Genomic DNA, 17650 nt, shown 5'->3' with positions numbered 1-17650 from the left:
CACTCAGTTTGATAATAGAATTAACCTTCCCGAAAAACTCATCTCCTTTACGCTTATCCCCATCGAACACATGGCGGAGATAAGAGATGAGCAATATTGATTCCTTTGAAATGAAGTGCGAGCTATTCATTGCTATTCGCGATGTCGTAGAGGCACGCCACCAGTTCAAAGACGCCGTATCTTCATTTGAACGAAATGGCATAAAAGAAGGCTCTACTTACATGTCGGGTCTTGATACCCACTTTGAAAAGTTACTCCGCTCCTTCTTCGATGGCAAATGCCGAGACCTCACCGGAGAGCATGCCGACGGCACCCCCGCGAGCGTTGAGCTGAGCGACGACTACTACACCTTCGCTTCACGCCCTACCTTCCTGTATCGCGATTACGTCGTTGACGAGGAAGATACCGAAGGGCTGAGCCAGAAGGTACGGCAACACATCAAGGAAGCCGAGGATTCAGGTGATGCCTCACGGCAAGTCTCGGTGCTGTGCGACGCGCTGGAGTACCTTAACTGGGATGGGATCGAGGACGACCTGAAATCTCAGGTGGCCAGCTTGGCGACAGAGGGGTATCGCCAGGTGGCGAGTGATCTGGTGCGACACCTGAACATGAACAGCAGGTGGTATGCCCCCAAGCACAAAAGCGGACGCTTTATTTTCACCACCTGCAGCGTCAACTGGTCAGAAGGTTATCGCTTTCAAGATAACTTGATGAAAATTAACAATGCATTGGACATCGTGACGGAGAAATCTGGCTTTAACTTCGGGGATGCCATTAACGCCTTGTGGCATGCGATTCATGAGCTGACACCAAACAATGAATTTATCCCTTCTCGCACGTCATTCAACAAGGGGAAATGCTTCGGAATTGTCTGCTTTAAGAACAAGTATGAGTTTCAGTTTAACGACGCAGCATTTGAAGCCATTCAAGCCTTCGTGAACATGTACGGCGATGACCAGGCGATCGATGCCGTCATGGCGACTGCCGAACTTAGCCAGCCCAAGGCGGCGTAAGGGGGACATCATGACGAGCTGGCTGGATCTGGACGCGCTGAGTTCTCGAGGTAGCAAGGCCGCCAAGGCGACAAGCCTTGGCGAGCTCCACGCCAAGCGTGGCGAAACCCTGAGCCAATTCTTCACCCCGGCATGGGCCGTTCGGTATCTCTGGGACACCATCACTGGAGCGTTTCAGGAGGCCTCGTGCTATCGCCTACTGGACAACAGCATCGGGGCAGCCAGCATGTTCCGCTATGCCGACCCCGAGCAACACACTCTGCACGGCATCGATATCGACGCCGAGCTGGTCACCCAGGTCGCCGGCACCTTGGACGACGCCGGCTATCGCATCGACATCCAGCATGCCGGCATGCAGGACGTGGTCTTGGGACGCTACAGCGCGGCACTGATCAATCCGCCGTTCTCGATCCCGCTGGCCAGTCCGAACCTGACGCCATACGAGGGGGTGACGCACTACGGGCGCCACGGGCCTAACACCTCGGCCCTGTCTCATGAGTACGCGCTGGCACAAGCCCTGGCGCATGCCGACATCGTCGGTGCCCTCCTACCCCGCACCACGACCAACCGTCTCCTGTCCGGGGAATTCGGCGAGAAAGCCTATGGCCGACTCCGCGCGGTGTACTCCCTGCCGAGCGACACCTTCTCGGCCGAGCAGGTGGAGGCGGTCACCACCGATCTGCTCGTTTTCGGCAGTCACCGGAGGAGCGCCAGCCAAGCCATCGTTCGCGAGCGTATCGACCAGGACAGCCAGCCCGCAGGACTTGGCGGCCTGAGCTGCCGAACCGAAGCGCAACTTGGTGCGGCTCGCATCCGTCTTGTCGACATCGATGATACTGGCCCGGCGATCACCACCCCGGTGACCGGCGATCCACGCGTGACCATGACCCGGGCCGGTCGTGCGGTGAAGCTGGTTTTTCGTGATGGCGCAACCGAAGCCCGGGTGCTGAACGCCCTGATGATGAAACAGCTTATCTCCACTCATCATCACCGCTACCCGGCCAAGACCCACTATGCCGGCCAACTGCGTCTGAGCCTCGATGTCATCGCCATGCAAGAGGATCCGGGCGCTGCTCTGGATGAGCTGGCTGATATGATCGAGAGTGCCGGTGGTCAACCGGAAGTTACGGCGCAGCTGCGCAATGGACTGGCCTCAGTGGTCCACGAACACCGCAAGATGTCCGTTCCCTACGGCCGCGTCGTCTATCGCAAGGGCGCCCCAGACTTCCGCGCCACGGCTCGGAAGATGGGCATGATCAATCGCCAGCAGCGCGGTGCAGCGGTTGCCCCCGGGGAGGAGGTACAGGCCCAGCGAACAGAGCAGGGCTTCAATGTCACTACACCTCGAGGAGTTTTCCAGTGCGAGCATGACGCATTTCTCGCGCTGTTCGAGATCGAAGAGGATGCGGCCGGGGCGGACTATTGGGAGGAGGTTCACCCACCCATCAAGGCTCGATTCCCTCAGCAGATCGCCCAGCTCGAGCGTCGCGCCAAGGCCCGCGGCCTGGATCAGTGGCTGACTTGGGATTTCCAGCTTGAGGACTTGTGCGAACTTGCCTTCCGGCCTCGCGGTGGCATCTGTGGTTGGCAAATGGCGCTAGGGAAGACAAGGCTTGCGCTGGCGCTGGCCATCCTGCTCGAGGGACCGTCCCTGATCGTGGTCAAGTCGCGCTTGGTGGATGAGCTCTACCGCGAGCTGGAAACCCTCGGCGTGCCCGAGTCGAGCTATCAAGCTATCGAGGGGGCGGGAGACACGCACGAGTTGCGCAAGGTAAACATCATCTCCTACGACCGGCTCAAACGCCCGCTCGATCCCCGGTTGCCCAAGCTTACACTGGCAAAGCGGCTCAAGGGGCGGATCTCTAACGTCATTTGCGACGAGGGCGGTGTACTCTCGAATCTTCATTCGCAGCAGACCCGGGCACTCTGGCAGCTGGGCGGACGGCGCCGCTATGCCTTCGATGGCACGCCTATGGCCAATTATCCACGCGAGATGTTGCCGCTGGCGTCGTGGGCAGTGGGCGAAGAGCGCAGCTACCAGCCCTACTCTGTTTCAGGGGGGCATCTGGATGCCGCGCACTTCCGCAGCGCCGAGTTCCAGCAGACCGGCCGCCAGGCATTCCTCGACCATTTCGTTACGTTCGAATGGGCTACAAACGAGTTCCTGGACTCGGGCGTAGGAGCGAAGCGCGAGATCCCGAAGATTCGCAGCGGCAACGTACCTCGTTTTCGTCAGTGGATCGGGCCGCAGATCAAACGTCGTGTTCAGCAAGAGCCCGCGGTCGCAAAGCATGTTGCTTTTCCGGTGCCAACGCTACACGAGCCGATCTCCATTGATTGGGATCTCGATCACTTGATGCTGTATGTCGAAGCCGTAGAAGACTTCGCGAACTGGTACCGCGAGTATGCCCGCGAGCAAGACGAGAATGGCAAAGCCCTCAACCTGACCGTGATACTGGCCCGGCTTGAGGCCTGTTTCAAAGCCGCAAACGCGCCTCATACCGTCTCAGGCTTCTCTCGCCCTTACCACCCGCTGACCAGCAAGCAGCGTGCTTGTATCGAAATGGTCGAAAAGGAGGTGGCAAAAGGCCGGCGCCCGATCGTGTTTGCACGCAGTCCATCTGTGCTGTCTCGACTGAGCAAGGAGCTGGGCAAGCGCGGGGTATCCAATCTGGTGTTCACTGGGAAGGAGACCATCAAGAGACGCATGGCCAAGCTCAACGCCAATATCCGCGAGGGCGACGCCCAAGTCATGCTGGCGAGCCTTGGTGTCACCCAGGACGGCCTCAATCTCCCGCAACTGAACACCTTCATTTTCTACAACCGCTCTTTCAAATCACGACAAGAATTTCAGGCCATCTATAGGCTTATCCGACCAACGCAGGATAAGGACGTGTATGGCTACTTTCTCCACATGGCCGGGTCGATCGATGAGTACCAAGGCCAGTTGATCGAGTGGAAAATGCTGGCCAGCGAGGCAGGTCTTGATTATGGGGAAGCCATCAGCGACGAAAGTGAGTTCGTGCATTTCGATGCATTCTTCCGTGGCTTCATTGAAACGCTGCCAGACTTGAAAGCGCAGATTGAAGCCATGCGGGGGCAGCAAGTGGCCTGATTCCGAGCCAGCGGGACTGATCGGTATCTTCAGTGGTGCTGCAACCGAGAAAATCCATGGCATAGCCGGCGTGGGTCGGCGTGCCTTCCCGATCATGCCGCTATTGCTATGTTAGAGCTACATTTCCTCACTCAGGAGCACACACCCATGCGCTACATCATCAACCCCCATGGCCACTACTTCCATGTTGCTGATGCAGTCACGATGGAGAACGCCCCCTTCCCTGAATGCCGTCACTTCGATGACGAAAAGACGATGCTTGAGACGGTGGCTCGGGAACACTTGTTGGACATGGACGAAATAGAGGGCTCAACCTTTGAGGTCTTCCACGATGAGGCTGAAGGCTTGGTATGTGCCGACATGCGGGGCTGCACCGAACCGCTTGGTGCGAGCCTGCAGGACTACATCACGCATTACGCACTCTAACCCATCCAGCGCCACGGCCTCCCGTCTGGAGACCGCGCGAGGACATTGCCATGACGAACCAACCGCCCAGCAGGACCATCAAGAAACTCCTGATCGGGGACGACGGGACCATTACGATGCGCTTCAAGGGCGCCAGCCAGCTCGTGATTGCCCAAGCACTGGACATTAAACGTGACGCGGACGGTACGCCGGTATACCTCTGCCTAGATCGCCTGATTCACCGGCCCTTTGAGGCTTCGCTACGGGTTGATACCGATGACTTGCCGTTCTCGTCCCTGAATGTGTCGGGCTGTGTAGCTACGGAATTGAGCGTTAGCTAAAACGGTCATTTTTGGCTGTCCTACAACCAACAAAGCACAACGATCTATGTTGCAATTCCACCCCGTCGTTATACACACAACCTGAGTCCCACATCATGACGGTATTGAGCATAATCATCAGCTGCATTTTCTTTGGGCTACTTTGGGCTCTGTTAACAGTTGAGCTTAACCCGGTAATTAGCGGCGCTTTGTTTGCACTACTACTTACCCTTTGGATGATTATGTGAAAGTGAATTCCGACACGACACCAGATAGAGATATAGTCGAAAAATATAGTGCCGGACTTGACACGAGCCGGCCTACTGCCAATGACGACTAACAAGGCGCGATACTGTGGATTGTAAGTGTGGAAGTGGTGAGAATTCACCAGGAAGCGCAAAGAATGCCTCCCTTGGCGCCACTCTTTCGTTCATCTCCTGCAGCCGTTGTGGCCGCGTAGGCGGTGAACGACTGACGATGCGAGGCGATCTGGTCGCAACGGGTGTTGCAGCACGACGAGAGTTTCAATCGCTCACTGAGGAGCGTGCTGACCAGCGGGTAAAGAGCTTGGCGCCAGAGTCTGAGCCCACCTCGACCCCTGAATGGGGCGATGTGCTGGAGGGTGAAACCGCTAGTCTGTTCTGATTGCTTCAACAGCTGCTTGTAAGGGCCCTATCCATGTTCAGCAGTCCCTCCTGGTAAATGGCAAAAGGCCACGACCTCCATCAGGAGGAGGTCGTGGCATGGATCAAGTTGTTACACTATCCCGCACACAGCATGCCGCTGTCTTCTATGTCCTGAGTGCGAGAATCACCAAGCCCCCTGATGCGCTGCAGTGACTTCGCACCGCTCCAGGGCCCGTCCTGAAGGATCAACTCTGCACGGCTCGGGCCAATGTGCGGCAGCTCTTCCAGCTCGGCCTGGCTCGCCGTATTGAGGTTGATGCACTCAGGAGCGCCGTAGGCGCTGTCTGAGAGGGTAACGCCAGCGCCAGCATCGTAGGCTTGAAGTTGAAGCTCCGCCCCTTCCAGCGCCATATAGATCGGTGCATGGTCTGACACCTTTTTCCTCGCCACTTCGTGACTGATGCCCAGCACCTCCGGGAATCGGATCATCCCCGCATCCGTGATATCCAGCTCTCCCGGTTTGAGCCAAAGATTGTCGTAGAGGTTGGCATACCGCCCATCATGGGAACTGAGGGTGGTGGCACCCTCACGGAACATCGGACGAACGCCCTGTTCTGTCAGCTCGGACCAACCAGGGTGACCCGGATCGAGGTTGAAGTCCCCGGCGATCACCCGCGGGATACCCGGGTAGGTTTCCGACATGAAGTCCCAGATGTCATCCAGTGCCTGAATCTCGGGCAGCCGATCACCCACCGAGTCGCCGTAGAGGACGTGGATGTTCGCGAAGGCCACCTCCTGGCCGGTCTTCTCGGAACGAAACTTCGCCAGGAAGGGCTCCCGAGAGAAGATGTCACGGCTGTCGAGAAAGATCACCGCCTGCCCTGAATAGTCGACGGCGCTCTCACGCCAGACGTAGGCGTAGTGCTCTTCGTAGCTGCCCCGGCCGATCGCCCGACTTGCCATCACCCCCCATTCTTCGCCGCTGGACTGTTCCATGACCTCAACCAGCGTTTCCAAGGCTTCGGGGCTCATGACTTCCTGCAAGGCGATCAGGTCCATGCTCTGGGCGATGTGCGCCACCTGCTCGTACTCCTTGTGATCCCCCCAGCCAAGTTGCTTGACGTTCCACGAACCAGCTATGAACGCGAACGCAGACTGGCTGGACAGCACCATCGCCGTAGCAATGGCAGCATGACTCATCTTCCTTTTCATCAAAAGCTCCTTTCCTGTAACTGATCACAGTATCTCTGTAGTGCCATTTCTACACACACCATTCTGCCCTATTCCATTCAGTCCAGAAGTCTCTTAGATCAAAGCAGGTAAAACGAAAAAACCCCGCCAGGTTCATCCTGGCGGGGCTCTCGCTCTCTTCAGAAGGATTATTTAGTCACTGGGGCCGAGTAGTCACCTGAATCATCGAGCCCCCTTAGCACCACATGCGGTTTGGAATCGAACTGTCCTTTCGAGATGGACAGCCCATAGCTTGTCAGTTTGCTGACCTTGCCATTGATCGACCACTCATAGTCATGGACACGCCCGTCTTCGTCTCGGCAGTTGGCACGATAGCGCCAGCTTGTGGAGCTTTCGCTGTAGCGGAGATCACAGGTGGGCGGCTGGTTCTCAACCACGGTGACGGACTCGACGCTCTCCACGACCTTCCCATGATCGGAGACCATGCGCACCAGGATATCGTGCTCCCCCTCACCGAGGGTCGTCCGCAGGTAACGTGAGGCATCTTCGACCCGCTCTCCATCAACCTCGAACTCGAAGCGACGGACATAATCACGCGGATGCCCGCCCTCTACCCGAGGCGACACGCTCACATCAAGCGGGTTTCGCATATATCGATTGGAGAAGTACCGACGCTGTTCAATAGTAAAGGGCTCGGGTTCGCCGTATGTCAGCTTATCCTCAAGGACAGTCTTGTGACCTCGACCATCCGTGATCGTGGCCTTGTAACTATACGTGCCCGGCTCTTCCACAATGACCTTACGCATTAGGTCAGAGTAGGCAGATTCTACTTTTAATTGCGGATCTAGCTCCCAATCAAACTTCAAATCCTCAAGTCGGTTCGAGCTACTTATTTTACGTATACGAAGGAGCACCTCTGCCGGGGCAACGTTCGCATTATCGTTTACGTACATACCCCAAACCGGCCACATATAATCCCAGACCCTTGTCTCGAAAACGTCAACAGAAGACGTGCTATCTCGGTATCCCTCTACCCATCCAGTGTAGCTTATGGAAAGCAGTCCATTCTCGAGATCACGCTCTGTCGGCGTGTAGTTGAACTCCTCCTTATCTGAAATCTCCGTGCCATCTGGCAAGGTGAAATATCCTTCAAGGTCGCGGTTGAACCCGATATAAGGCGCAAAGGTTTCGACTGAGAAGGTATATTCCTTGCCGGCCTCAACCTGACGTGGGCCACGGACATAAGCCCTGGCTTCCTTGACCTCACGGAAAGAAACACCCGCGTTATCCTGCTCCCATGCATACCGGTCGCCGGCAGGTGCATCGACCGGCTTGACGCGAACCCAGAGGTTGATGGCGTCTTTCTCGTTACGCGTCAGCTCATAGTCCATCGGGCCCGGGCTCCAGCTCCGCCCCAGGTCAGTCGACCACTCAACCGTCAGGTCTTCCGCAGCCATCACATCACCTTCATCGCTGGTCACGGTCGCACTGAAGTTTGCCGTATCGCCGATGAAAGCCGTGCGCGGCCCTTCCAGGTCCAGGTTCGGCACGTCGTAGACGATCACCTTGGCCTTCTGGGTCAGAGATTTCGCTCCCGAGTAGCGGTTCGTGACACGGGCCTCGACGTAGTAGGTGCCGGGCTTCTCAAAATGCACGACCTTGCGAAGCCGCTTCCGCGCTTCGACATCACGGAGATCCACTTCCCACTCCCCGCCTTCTTTACGGACACGCCATTCGATATCGCCTGACGCACGTAAATCATCACTCGAGGTGAAGTCGATCTGAAAGATGCCTCGGTACGGCGCCGGGCCACTCAAGGTTCGCGTCTCGATCTCCGCGTCCAGGGGGTTGCCCTCGAGCACTGTCACGTAGAGGGGCGATGAGGTGAACTCTGTCCGCTGGTACTCTGCCACGGGCGACAGCAACCGGGCCTCAGCCGCGAGACGCATGTTGCGCCGATCTTCAGGATCCAACTTGACCTCGAACACGGCCGAGCCGTCAGCCGCCTTCTTGAAGTCACTGAGGGCCACATAATCGTCCCTGCCAATCTCGTTGACGATACGCACTTCCCATTTACCCATGCGATCCGCGCTGTAGCCACCGTCGAAACGGGGGTCAGCGATCTCGACACGAATGGTGGTGGTCTCGGTATTCAGGACCTTGCGATCGTCATCTTCCACGAAGATGAAAGGCTGGACATGCTCGCCCGGCACAATGAGCGCATCGAATGATCGCTCGGCACTGACGGCCGGATAGTCGGTATAGGCCGCACTGGTATCCAGCTGCAGCTTGGACCACAGCGGAATGGCCTCATCGCCGGCCGGCACGCGCGACATCCGCATCTGCATGCGATTCGACATCGGGCTGCCGTAGCCATCTTCCACCAACGTCTCACCATCCGTGGACACGGTAACGGACAGGGCGCCGGGGCCGGCATAGAAGAAGGCCTTGCCAAGTGAGTAGTGACCGTAGGGGATCTCGAAGAGCGGGTCTTCCGGAATACCCTCTTCCCCGCTTTCAAGCTCGAAGGCCCGACGCTCGGAATTGGCGGTCAGGTAGTCCAGCACAGGAGTGGGTGGCTCCAGCACATCGAACGTATGCACATCGCGTCCCACCAGCACTCGCACACCGGTACGGGAGAGAGCCGTGATGTCCCACCCAATCGCTTGCTCGCCCAGCTCCGTTGCCACGCCTTCAAAGCCAGGCCGGGACCCGGGACGCGGCTCGAAGCCTTCAGGAAGCTCGGTGATCTCCAGCAGGCATGCCAGGTGGGGCTCCCCATACGGGATGCTCTCCGCGTAATCCTTGGCTGACGCCTCCTGGGTGAAGAAGGTGCAGTTGCTATCGCTGTCGTCGCGCAGCACCCCATTCACCGGCCGGATCTTGCGGTAGGTCTGCTGAATGTCAGGGACCACCATGGCATGCACGCTGTCGGAGGCATCCACGACATCGAGAATGCGGGCACCCTGCCCGACCAGCATCTTCTCGCCAGTGGCAGAGAACAGGTAGAGCTCATAGCCGATTTCCTGCTCGCCAAGGGTGATGGCATGGCCGTAAAGGGAGCTGACGTGGGTCTCCCCCTCACCCGAGCTGACCACTTCGGTCTCGATCGGCGTTTCCGTCCAAGACATCAAGCACACGGGATCGGCGATGGGGTCGGCAACCCGCGCTTCTTCCTCCTCCATCGTGACGCGACAGGTGGTCGAGGTATTCGGGGTGGCTTTGATATCCACCACGTCGACCAGCTGCTTGACCTTCCAGCTATCGGTAGTCAGCGACACATCCGGGGTCCATGTGATGATGTTCGCCAGCAGCATCGGCGCATTCGGCGCGGTAGTGGACAGCAAGAGGGAGGACTTGCCCAGCACATCATCCTCGGCGGGGTAGGCGTTCACCGAAATCCGGGAGTCATTGGCCGCGAAATCATAGCTGGGGTTCACCACCATACTCTGGCCTGGCTCGAGGCGCTTGCCGTCGATGATCAGCGGCACCTCGGCGTCACTGCGCAGGGTGGCGATCAGCTCGTAGCTGCCCACGACGTTCGCACCGTCCCCAAGCGAAAGCTGCTTGGATTCGATGATGCGATTCCCGTTGGGCCGGTAAAATGGCTTGGAGATAGCCGGTAGGTAGGCATCGTGGCCATCACCGTAAGAGAGCTCTACCTGGGGCGGCTCGTAGAGGAAGGTCACAGACTTGGTCGTCCTGTTACCGACATCATCCTCGGCTGCGACCGTCAACTTGTAGGTCTCACCCTCCTCCATCGAGGGGAACATGATCGGGTATTCGAGAAGGAAGTTGCCCTCATCATCAATCGGCCGCGTGTCCAGGCTGATCGATTCGTCTGCCGGCCCCTCCGTGATCGTGGAGGACACGATCTTGGGCGTCTCGTCATGAGAATCGCCAACCGTGATCAGGATGTCGTCTAGCGATTCGACGCTATTGCCATCGATCTTGATCTCCAGGTCAGGCGAGGTGTGGTCGGCATAGTAGGAGAACAGATCATATGTCGAGAGCGGGCCGTGGCGCTCCTGGGCCTTCACCTTGAGATCATGCTCGCCCTCAGGAAGGGAATTCAGGTCCCACTCATAGGTGTAGTAGTTGTAGTTCTCCTCGATCTTGCCGCCATTGACCGGCAGCTCTTCGCCGTCAGCGTTGGTCAGCCAGGCATCACGCAGCCGCAGGCGATCGAAGTAAGAGCCACGCGCTCCCTGATAGATGAAGACCTTCAGCTTGCCGGTCTGCTCGTTGAATTCGTGGCTACGAATGTCCGGGTACTCGGCATCGTTCCAGTGCACCTCGGCGTAGTTCTGGTCAGCGCGAAGCGTCCGATTCGAGTTGTAGGCATAGGCTATGTTGTGGATGTAGCCCCGGGTGCCGCGCCGCATGGTGTAGTTCTCACCGATGTAGCAGGTGGTATGCCCGGCCGGCACGGTGCAGCTGCCACGGTGAGTGGCGTACTGGGTATATGACCGGGGCTCGAGGATCACGCGGATGCCGCGGATTGTCACCGGGAGTCGACTGTTGTCGATCTCGAAAGGCTCAAAGGTGCTCCAACCGACATCGCTGTAGTTGTACTCGACATCCACGAGCTTAGGCGTCTTGGGCGCTGAGGGGTGTAGGTTCAGATCATAAGAAAAACTACCCCCGCCCCATTGGCCGAAGTTCGACCAACGGAACGAGTTGTTGTTGCTGAAGCCATAGGGCGAGGTGGTCATCATGTAGATGTGATCGGCATCGCGATGGATGATCTTCTCATCGCCTACCGTGTTGACGATGGTCACACCGCCTTCATGATACTCATGCCAATGCTCCTTCTTGACCTGCCAGACCAAGCGCACCGGGTTGGTCTTTACGTCCATCCCTGGCGTATAGGCCCGATAGCCTCGATGGCCCGGAATCACAGACCCTGAATAGCTAGGATCGTAGACCGCATATGGCTCGCTGGGCGTGCCTACTTCACTATCGAACCTGACGGTCTGAATAGCTGAAGCCGTTGAGTTGCCCGCGACATCAGTGGCCACAAACTGAACACCGAAATTCTCATCGAGGTTGCTGGTCGGAAAGAAGCCGTTATCGCCCCGGCGCGTTGCCTCGCCATTCTGCTTGTCATAGGCAACTTCATCTCTACGGTGTAGCGAGCCGTCTTCCCGGTAGAGTTTGACTTCGACCTTCTCGATGTCCGAGTTGTCGCCGATCCCATCGATGACAAAGCCGCCATCGAAAGACCCACCACGACCAAGTTTCCACACCGAGCCGCTACGCCTCATGCCATAGCCGCCCTCGTTATAGCTGATGCTACCGACACTCGGGGCCTGGGTATCAACTCGAAAGGGGTAGTCCTCCTCCTTCAGCACCTCGTCATCCGAGGCGATGATCTTGGCGCGGAAGCGATAGTCACCATCCCTGGGGGCCGTCAGGTACAAGCGCTTGGCGTAGAAGGTGCCATCCTCAAACGTGACCCGGTCTTCCGAGCCGATCAGGCTGCTGGTGGTCCCTGTCACGACCTGGTCCTGGCCATCCACGATCTCGATGCCCACCCGGCGGTCCACACCAGCATTCAAGAGAAACTCCATCTCGCCGTGGGCATTGATGATCTCTGTCGAGGGCTCCGCGTCTTTTCGTTCCCCATCCGGAGACGTGTAGCTGTATTGCAGCAGGTCGGCTTCCGCAGTTGCTGATACCGCTAGTAGCAGGCCCCCCACTGCTTTTATCAGGCCAGAGGCTGGGCCAGATCGATGTCGTGCATCACGGCTCCTCATACGAACTCCCGGTCATGATTGGCAATTTCCCCGTGGCAGACGGGCTCCTACCGCTATTGTCCGTGAGCCCACGACGGGAATCTGCCTTTAGCCCCCTCCCTGGCCGCCCTCTTATGACCGTCTTTGTGGCCTCCCCTCCCCACAACGCACAAAGGCCCTACCGGGCAGCCGGCAGGGCCTTGTCGTTTTGCTATAACAGAGTCGTGAGAAAGGCTTATCGAATGTAAGGAATCTGCGCCAGTATTCCTCTTAGATCAAAATAAATGGCGCTATAGAATATCTCGGTACTTCTTCTGTGAATTGTGACCAAACCAGAATTACTACGAAGCCGTGTTAGATGCTGTGACAAGGAGGACTGACTCATTTCGGGAATCTCCTTGTTAAGATTCATCACCTTCATTTCTCCACGCTCTTTTAGAAGCAGCAACACATTTAGCCTTACTTCGTGAGCGAGCGCCTTGAGGACTACCCACCCCGCTCTAGGTTTGCGATATAAGACATTATCCCCTCTACACTTTTTCCCAATGCTGGCAAATCGATAAATAAGAACCAAAAAAGCCACCAAACTACAGGCACTAGCTGGCGGCTCTTTGATCACGCTTTTGGTTGTGAAATAACAGAGAAGGGGTTATTCCATTTCTGCGACAAGATCCGATTGCGCGACAGGGTCAGTGTCCGCCGTCTCCGTGGCGCCACTCTCACCTTCTTTGCTGGGAAGGTCGAGGAGCTGGTGCCGAATCCCTGCTTCGATCTCGGCCATGGTGTCAGGGTTATCGAGAAGATACTGGCAGGCGTTGTTCTTCCCCTGCCCGATCTTGGAGCCCTGGTAGCTGTACCAAGCACCAGCCTTCTCCACCAGACCGCACTTCACCCCAAGATCAACAATCTCCCCTGGACGGTTGATGCCTTGGCCATACAGGATCTGGAACTCTGCCTGCTTGAAGGGGGGGGAGACCTTATTCTTGACCACCTTGACGCGAGTCTCGTTGCCAATGGTTTCCTCACCCTGCTTCACGGCACCCGTGCGACGAATGTCGAGTCGGACGCTGGAATAGAACTTCAGGGCATTACCACCAGTGGTGGTTTCAGGGCTTCCGAACATGACGCCGATCTTCATACGAATCTGGTTAATGAAGACCACCAGGCAGTCGGCATTCTTGATGTTGCCGGTAATCTTGCGAAGCGCCTGAGACATCAGCCGCGCCTGAAGGCCTACGTGGGCATCCCCCATCTCGCCTTCGATCTCGGCTCGCGGCGTCAGGGCCGCAACGGAGTCGACCACGATCACATCGACACTGCCGGATCGCACCAGCAAATCAGCAATCTCGAGTGCCTGCTCGCCATTGTCCGGCTGAGAGACCAGCAGGTCATCAAGGTTGACTCCGAGTTTCTCGGCGTAGCTGGGGTCCAGCGCATGCTCGGCATCGACAAAGGCACAGGTCTTGCCCTGACGCTGCGCCTGAGCGATGACGGACAGGGTCAGGGTCGTCTTGCCGGACGACTCTGGGCCGAAAATCTCCACTACACGCCCCAACGGCAGACCGCCAATCCCAAGGGCCACGTCGATATTAATGGAGCCGGTGGAAACCGATGGCATTACGACGCGAGGTGCGTCCCCAAGCCGCATGACTGTTCCCTTTCCGTACTGTCGATCGATCTGCGAAAGTGCAGCATCCAGAGCCTTGCGGCGGTTCTCATCACTCATGCTTCAATCCGATTTTGGAGGTTCGGGAAAGCAGGGGCTCTCCCATGGCAGGATAAATGCCAAGTCTCTTGGCTTCTCGTACACACAAGGTAAATGATACCGGGAGAGGCAAGATCGGGAAGTCTGCCCCAGATGCTGGGACTGATTAGGGCGAAGTAGTCAGTTGCACTGCAACGAGCGAAGAGGGATGCCTGCCAAGGCTGAGAGGGGCACAACGGCACAACAGGTTGCTCCTGCAGTGCCGTCATGAGGCGAGGATGCTTTAGAAATCGCCGAATGCGCTTAATGTACCACCGTTAAAACTCTTTACCTTGAACGGCCCCTCCTTGGGTCCCGGCATACCCGGCGTCCCGGTCGGCATGCCTGCGAGAGCAATCCCGTCGATGTCCGGCTTTTCCTTAAAGAGCTTCTTCATCGCGGGGGTGGGGACGTGGCCCTCGATGGCATAGCCGCCCATGGCAATCGTATGGCAGGAACGAGCATCATGAGGCACGCCGGCCTTGGCCTTGGTCTTGGCCATTTGCGCGGGCGAGGCATGGATCACTCTGACATCGATGCCCTGCTCCTCCAGATGCTTAGCATGTCCTGCGCAGCATCCACAGTTGGGTGTCTTGAACATCACCGCCTTGTCCGGCAGATGGTCGTCTGCCTGTACCGTGCCGGTCCCTGTTAAAAGCCCGATCAAGGTTAGGGTTTTCAATAAACGTGTCATTGGTGTTCTCCATGTAAAGCCGGTTGTGGCGCCGGCCCCAACCTCAGGTTGATGCTCGAAAGCCGCTCTCTTGTTTCTCGATGGAGAGAACGCCAGGCGGGCAGAGGCAACGCCTGGGAGACGGCTTTGATGGCAGAGCGATCGAAACGACGATCGCCGCTCGAGCGTTCGATGAGGGCCGCGTCAAAGCTGCCATTGGGTTTAAGGTCTATCTCCAGGGACACAGGCCCGGCCGGTTGAACACCGGCTGGGATGTTCCAGGTCACGCTGACTCGCTGCTGGATGGCTTGGAAAGCTTCTAGTGCCTGCTTCCCATACCCTTCCTGAGCCGCCGTGGCACCGGCACCCGGTGCAAGCGCCAACAAGGCGATACAGAGTCGGAATGCGGCTCGCGTCATGCCCAATACTCCCTTGTTCAAGCTGTCAGTTAGCGGCGCCGGGAAGGCACCTGTTGAGGCGATAGACCATGCTTTGCCATCCATGCCTGCCAGTGCTTGCGAATCTTGATGAAGATCTCTACCGCCTCGGGGTTGTGGTCGAGATCAGCTCGACTGGCGATGCCGCAGCGCTCGCGCATGAAGTCAGCCGCATCTTGCTTCGTGCAGACCCCTTCAGGTAGCTCATCCCGGCTAAGCCCCTTCTCCCACCGCAAACGTGCTTCCAGGTAACGATGGAAGGTGGTGTCGGTACAGAGGATGGCGGACTGGCGAGCCCACCGGCCTCCCTTGCGTTGATCGTGCATACCCACGCTCCAGGTCATGTCTCGGAGTTGTGTTGTAGTGGAACTGAGTTTCCCGAAAAGCTTAACCCGAGCCAGGAAGTCGGGAACCCTACTGGCGACCACTCGCCATCACTCAACTCTTACGGACAACACTACTGGGATACCTGGCGGTAAGTAGGCCAAAACTCGGTAAGTTTTGGCTCTTTTACTTCAAGTCTGTTTGCTTTAGTCTGCCGCGCCACTGGTCCTGGACGTACGACTTCCGGGACCTCGGCACACCCCAGTGAGGTAGGGTCAAAATGGAAGTGGTGATTACTCAGCGGCTTGCCAATGGCGGTGTCCTGATCGCGGAAAGTGGTGACCGACGCTTTGTGTGGTATGCACACGAACCTGATGTGGTATATGACGACCAGATCGGCAGGAAGGTATATAGCGAAGGGAATGCCCCGAGACGCTGTGGCTGCCCGGCAACGGATATGCCGCATGATGCAGCCGCCGAGGAGGCACTGAGGTTTCTGGACCTGCTACTGCCCATAGTCCAGGCCGGAAAACGCCGCCAAGCCAAGGAGCAGCGCCTTGCAGCAGCCCCACTCCCCTATTCCCCCTTCCACATGCACGCTTCTTGACCCGCATTCGAGAAGAATCTGTAGAAAATTCAGGACTCGCAAGATGTGTTAGACGAAAACCCGAATAATTTGGATACCGAAGAGGTTAACGAGCTTTAAAAGTCTCTTCTTAGACAGAGTTTCCACAAACTGGGTAGAAAAATTACGTTGCACACGTATAATAATAGATATTCTATATTTCCGGGTTTATCTGATGTTTATGGAGAGAAAAATTCACTTATTAGAAAAAGATAGCATAGCTACTATGCGGGAGGCATGGGAAGAAGAACGGTTCAGATTGGGGCTTAGCGTAGAGAAGGCTGCCTCTGAGCTAGGGGTTCATAGCAAAGCCACTTTTCTGAATATCATGCATGGTACACATCCGATTGATGAAAGGCTTGCCTGTCGAATATCTGAGCTACTGTCTTTGCCTCTCGACTGCATTCCAGTGACGCCTTCCACCACCTCACTCGAGGATATGAAACGCATACCGCTGGTAGGAACAATTGGCGATAGTGGCCGGGTCTGGTTTGATGATCTCCCGGCGTTTATGGACAAACGCATCTGAGGCGCTATGACGAGCCGCACGACGCATGAATTCGATGGCCAACACTTCGATGGCCGGCAGGTAATCTTCACCTTCGGCTCGAACCTCAGGGGCCAGCACTCAAGCGGAACGGCTCTCCACGCTTCTCGCCACTTCGGCGCTCAGGCCGGTATAGGGCGCGGCCCAACCGGCAACGCCTACGCGATCCCCACACGCTTCGCCAGCTCGCTGGACATGCCACTCGATGCCGTCCTCCACGAGATCGGCCGGTTCCTAGAGTACGCCCGCGAGCACTCTTCCACGCTTTTCTTGATCAACCGGATCGGGGCTTCAAGCGAAGGCCAGGAGCACCTGGAACGAGCGGTTCGTGATGCATTCCTGCATGCACCGGCAAACTGCCTGCTGCCCGGGGTGTGGGAGGCAATGCGACACCCCGACCTCGTGCGCCTTATCGTGGCCGGCACACGGCATTTTGATGACTACGCCCTGATGCAGGAAAAGCTCGATTTCCTGTTGCAGCGTTACAGTCATATTGAAGTCATCTCGGGTCGCAGCCGTGGGGCTGATGCACTCGGTGAAACTTATGCATCCGAGCGCAACCTCGATATCTGCTACATGCCCGCCGATTGGTCGGGACTTGGGCGGCCTGCAGGCCCCATTCGCAATGAGTTCATGGCGTGGTATGGCACGCACCTGACCGCGTTCTGGGACGGTGTTTCTGGCGGTACTAAGGGTATGATCCGTCTCGCCGAGCAAGCAGGCCTCATGTCGCGTGTGATCCGATACTAGGCTTGATTGTCCCGACCTTTTACGGCTCCAGTCTTCTTCAAAATCACTTCGAATTCCTTTCAAGTTTTTCTCTGATCGGCCGATGATGTCAATGGCTTCCCACAAGCGATATCACACTCAAACCGCAGAGATTATTTCCCAT

The 17650-nt window shown here is 57.1% G+C and carries 14 protein-coding genes; 7 read left to right on the top strand and 7 right to left on the bottom strand.

Annotation, left to right across the window (positions count from 1 at the left end; translation table 11 throughout):
- The first annotated feature begins 86 nt into the window (after positions 1–86).
- The 4 genes from Q2K57_RS17540 (at position 87) to Q2K57_RS17525 (ending at position 4874) form a co-directional block, all read left to right on the top strand.
- Positions 87–1013: a hypothetical protein gene (locus Q2K57_RS17540; RefSeq protein WP_304526907.1), complete on the top strand. Its 927-nt coding sequence runs from the start codon at positions 87–89 to the stop codon at positions 1011–1013.
- A 310-nt stretch (positions 1014–1323) separates the two neighbouring features.
- Positions 1324–4128: an SNF2-related protein gene (locus Q2K57_RS17535; RefSeq protein ID WP_304526906.1), complete on the top strand. Its 2805-nt coding sequence runs from the start codon at positions 1324–1326 to the stop codon at positions 4126–4128.
- A gap of 147 nt (positions 4129–4275) precedes the next feature.
- Positions 4276–4554, top strand: coding sequence for a hypothetical protein (locus Q2K57_RS17530; protein ID WP_304526905.1), 279 nt, complete (start codon positions 4276–4278; stop codon positions 4552–4554).
- Between the two features lie 50 nt (positions 4555–4604).
- Complete coding sequence (locus Q2K57_RS17525) at positions 4605–4874, top strand: hypothetical protein (RefSeq protein WP_304526904.1); 270 nt, start codon at positions 4605–4607, stop codon at positions 4872–4874.
- A gap of 740 nt (positions 4875–5614) precedes the next feature.
- Here Q2K57_RS17525 and Q2K57_RS17520 read toward each other — a convergent pair.
- The 7 genes from Q2K57_RS17520 to Q2K57_RS17495 form a co-directional block, all read right to left on the bottom strand.
- The gene (locus Q2K57_RS17520) at positions 5615–6691 is read right to left on the bottom strand and encodes an endonuclease (RefSeq protein ID WP_304526903.1); all 1077 of its coding nucleotides are present in this window, start codon (positions 6689–6691) and stop codon (positions 5615–5617) included.
- A 167-nt stretch (positions 6692–6858) separates the two neighbouring features.
- Positions 6859–12429: an Ig-like domain-containing protein gene (locus tag Q2K57_RS17515; RefSeq protein ID WP_304526902.1), complete on the bottom strand. Its 5571-nt coding sequence runs from the start codon at positions 12427–12429 to the stop codon at positions 6859–6861.
- A gap of 214 nt (positions 12430–12643) precedes the next feature.
- Positions 12644–12991 carry an ArsR/SmtB family transcription factor gene (locus tag Q2K57_RS18420; RefSeq protein ID WP_369700322.1) on the bottom strand — a complete coding sequence of 116 codons (348 nt, stop codon included), beginning with the start codon at positions 12989–12991 and terminating at the stop codon, positions 12644–12646.
- Between the two features lie 66 nt (positions 12992–13057).
- A complete protein-coding gene (gene recA, locus Q2K57_RS17510; RefSeq protein WP_304526901.1) occupies positions 13058–14134 on the bottom strand; it encodes a recombinase RecA in 1077 nt (358 codons plus the stop codon).
- A gap of 262 nt (positions 14135–14396) precedes the next feature.
- On the bottom strand, positions 14397–14846 hold the full coding sequence (locus tag Q2K57_RS17505) for a DUF411 domain-containing protein (protein WP_304526900.1): 450 nt from the start codon (positions 14844–14846) through the stop codon (positions 14397–14399).
- On the bottom strand, positions 14843–15244 hold the full coding sequence (locus tag Q2K57_RS17500) for a TonB family protein (protein WP_304526899.1): 402 nt from the start codon (positions 15242–15244) through the stop codon (positions 14843–14845). Before Q2K57_RS17500 ends, Q2K57_RS17505 begins: the two co-directional genes overlap by 4 nt.
- Before the next feature lie 29 nt (positions 15245–15273).
- Entirely contained in the window at positions 15274–15588 is a 315-nt protein-coding gene (locus Q2K57_RS17495) for a hypothetical protein (RefSeq protein ID WP_304526898.1), read from the bottom strand.
- 278 nt (positions 15589–15866) lie between these two features.
- Between Q2K57_RS17495 and Q2K57_RS17490 the strand changes: the two genes are divergently transcribed.
- The 3 genes from Q2K57_RS17490 to Q2K57_RS17480 all read left to right on the top strand — a co-directional run bounded on the left by Q2K57_RS17490 (position 15867) and on the right by Q2K57_RS17480 (position 17508).
- Complete coding sequence (locus Q2K57_RS17490; protein ID WP_304526897.1) at positions 15867–16193, top strand: hypothetical protein; 327 nt, start codon at positions 15867–15869, stop codon at positions 16191–16193.
- Between the two features lie 193 nt (positions 16194–16386).
- Positions 16387–16740 carry a hypothetical protein gene (locus tag Q2K57_RS17485; protein WP_304526896.1) on the top strand — a complete coding sequence of 118 codons (354 nt, stop codon included), beginning with the start codon at positions 16387–16389 and terminating at the stop codon, positions 16738–16740.
- Positions 16741–16746: 6 nt separating this feature from the next.
- The gene (locus Q2K57_RS17480) at positions 16747–17508 is read left to right on the top strand and encodes an SLOG family protein (RefSeq protein WP_304526895.1); all 762 of its coding nucleotides are present in this window, start codon (positions 16747–16749) and stop codon (positions 17506–17508) included.
- The last annotated feature ends 142 nt before the right edge of the window (positions 17509–17650 follow it).

Source organism: Halomonas sp. I5-271120 (assembly GCF_030553075.1).
Taxonomy (GTDB): domain Bacteria; phylum Pseudomonadota; class Gammaproteobacteria; order Pseudomonadales; family Halomonadaceae; genus Onishia; species Onishia taeanensis_A.
Note: the sequence above shows the minus strand (reverse complement) of the source record. Positions and strands in the feature narration are given on the sequence as shown.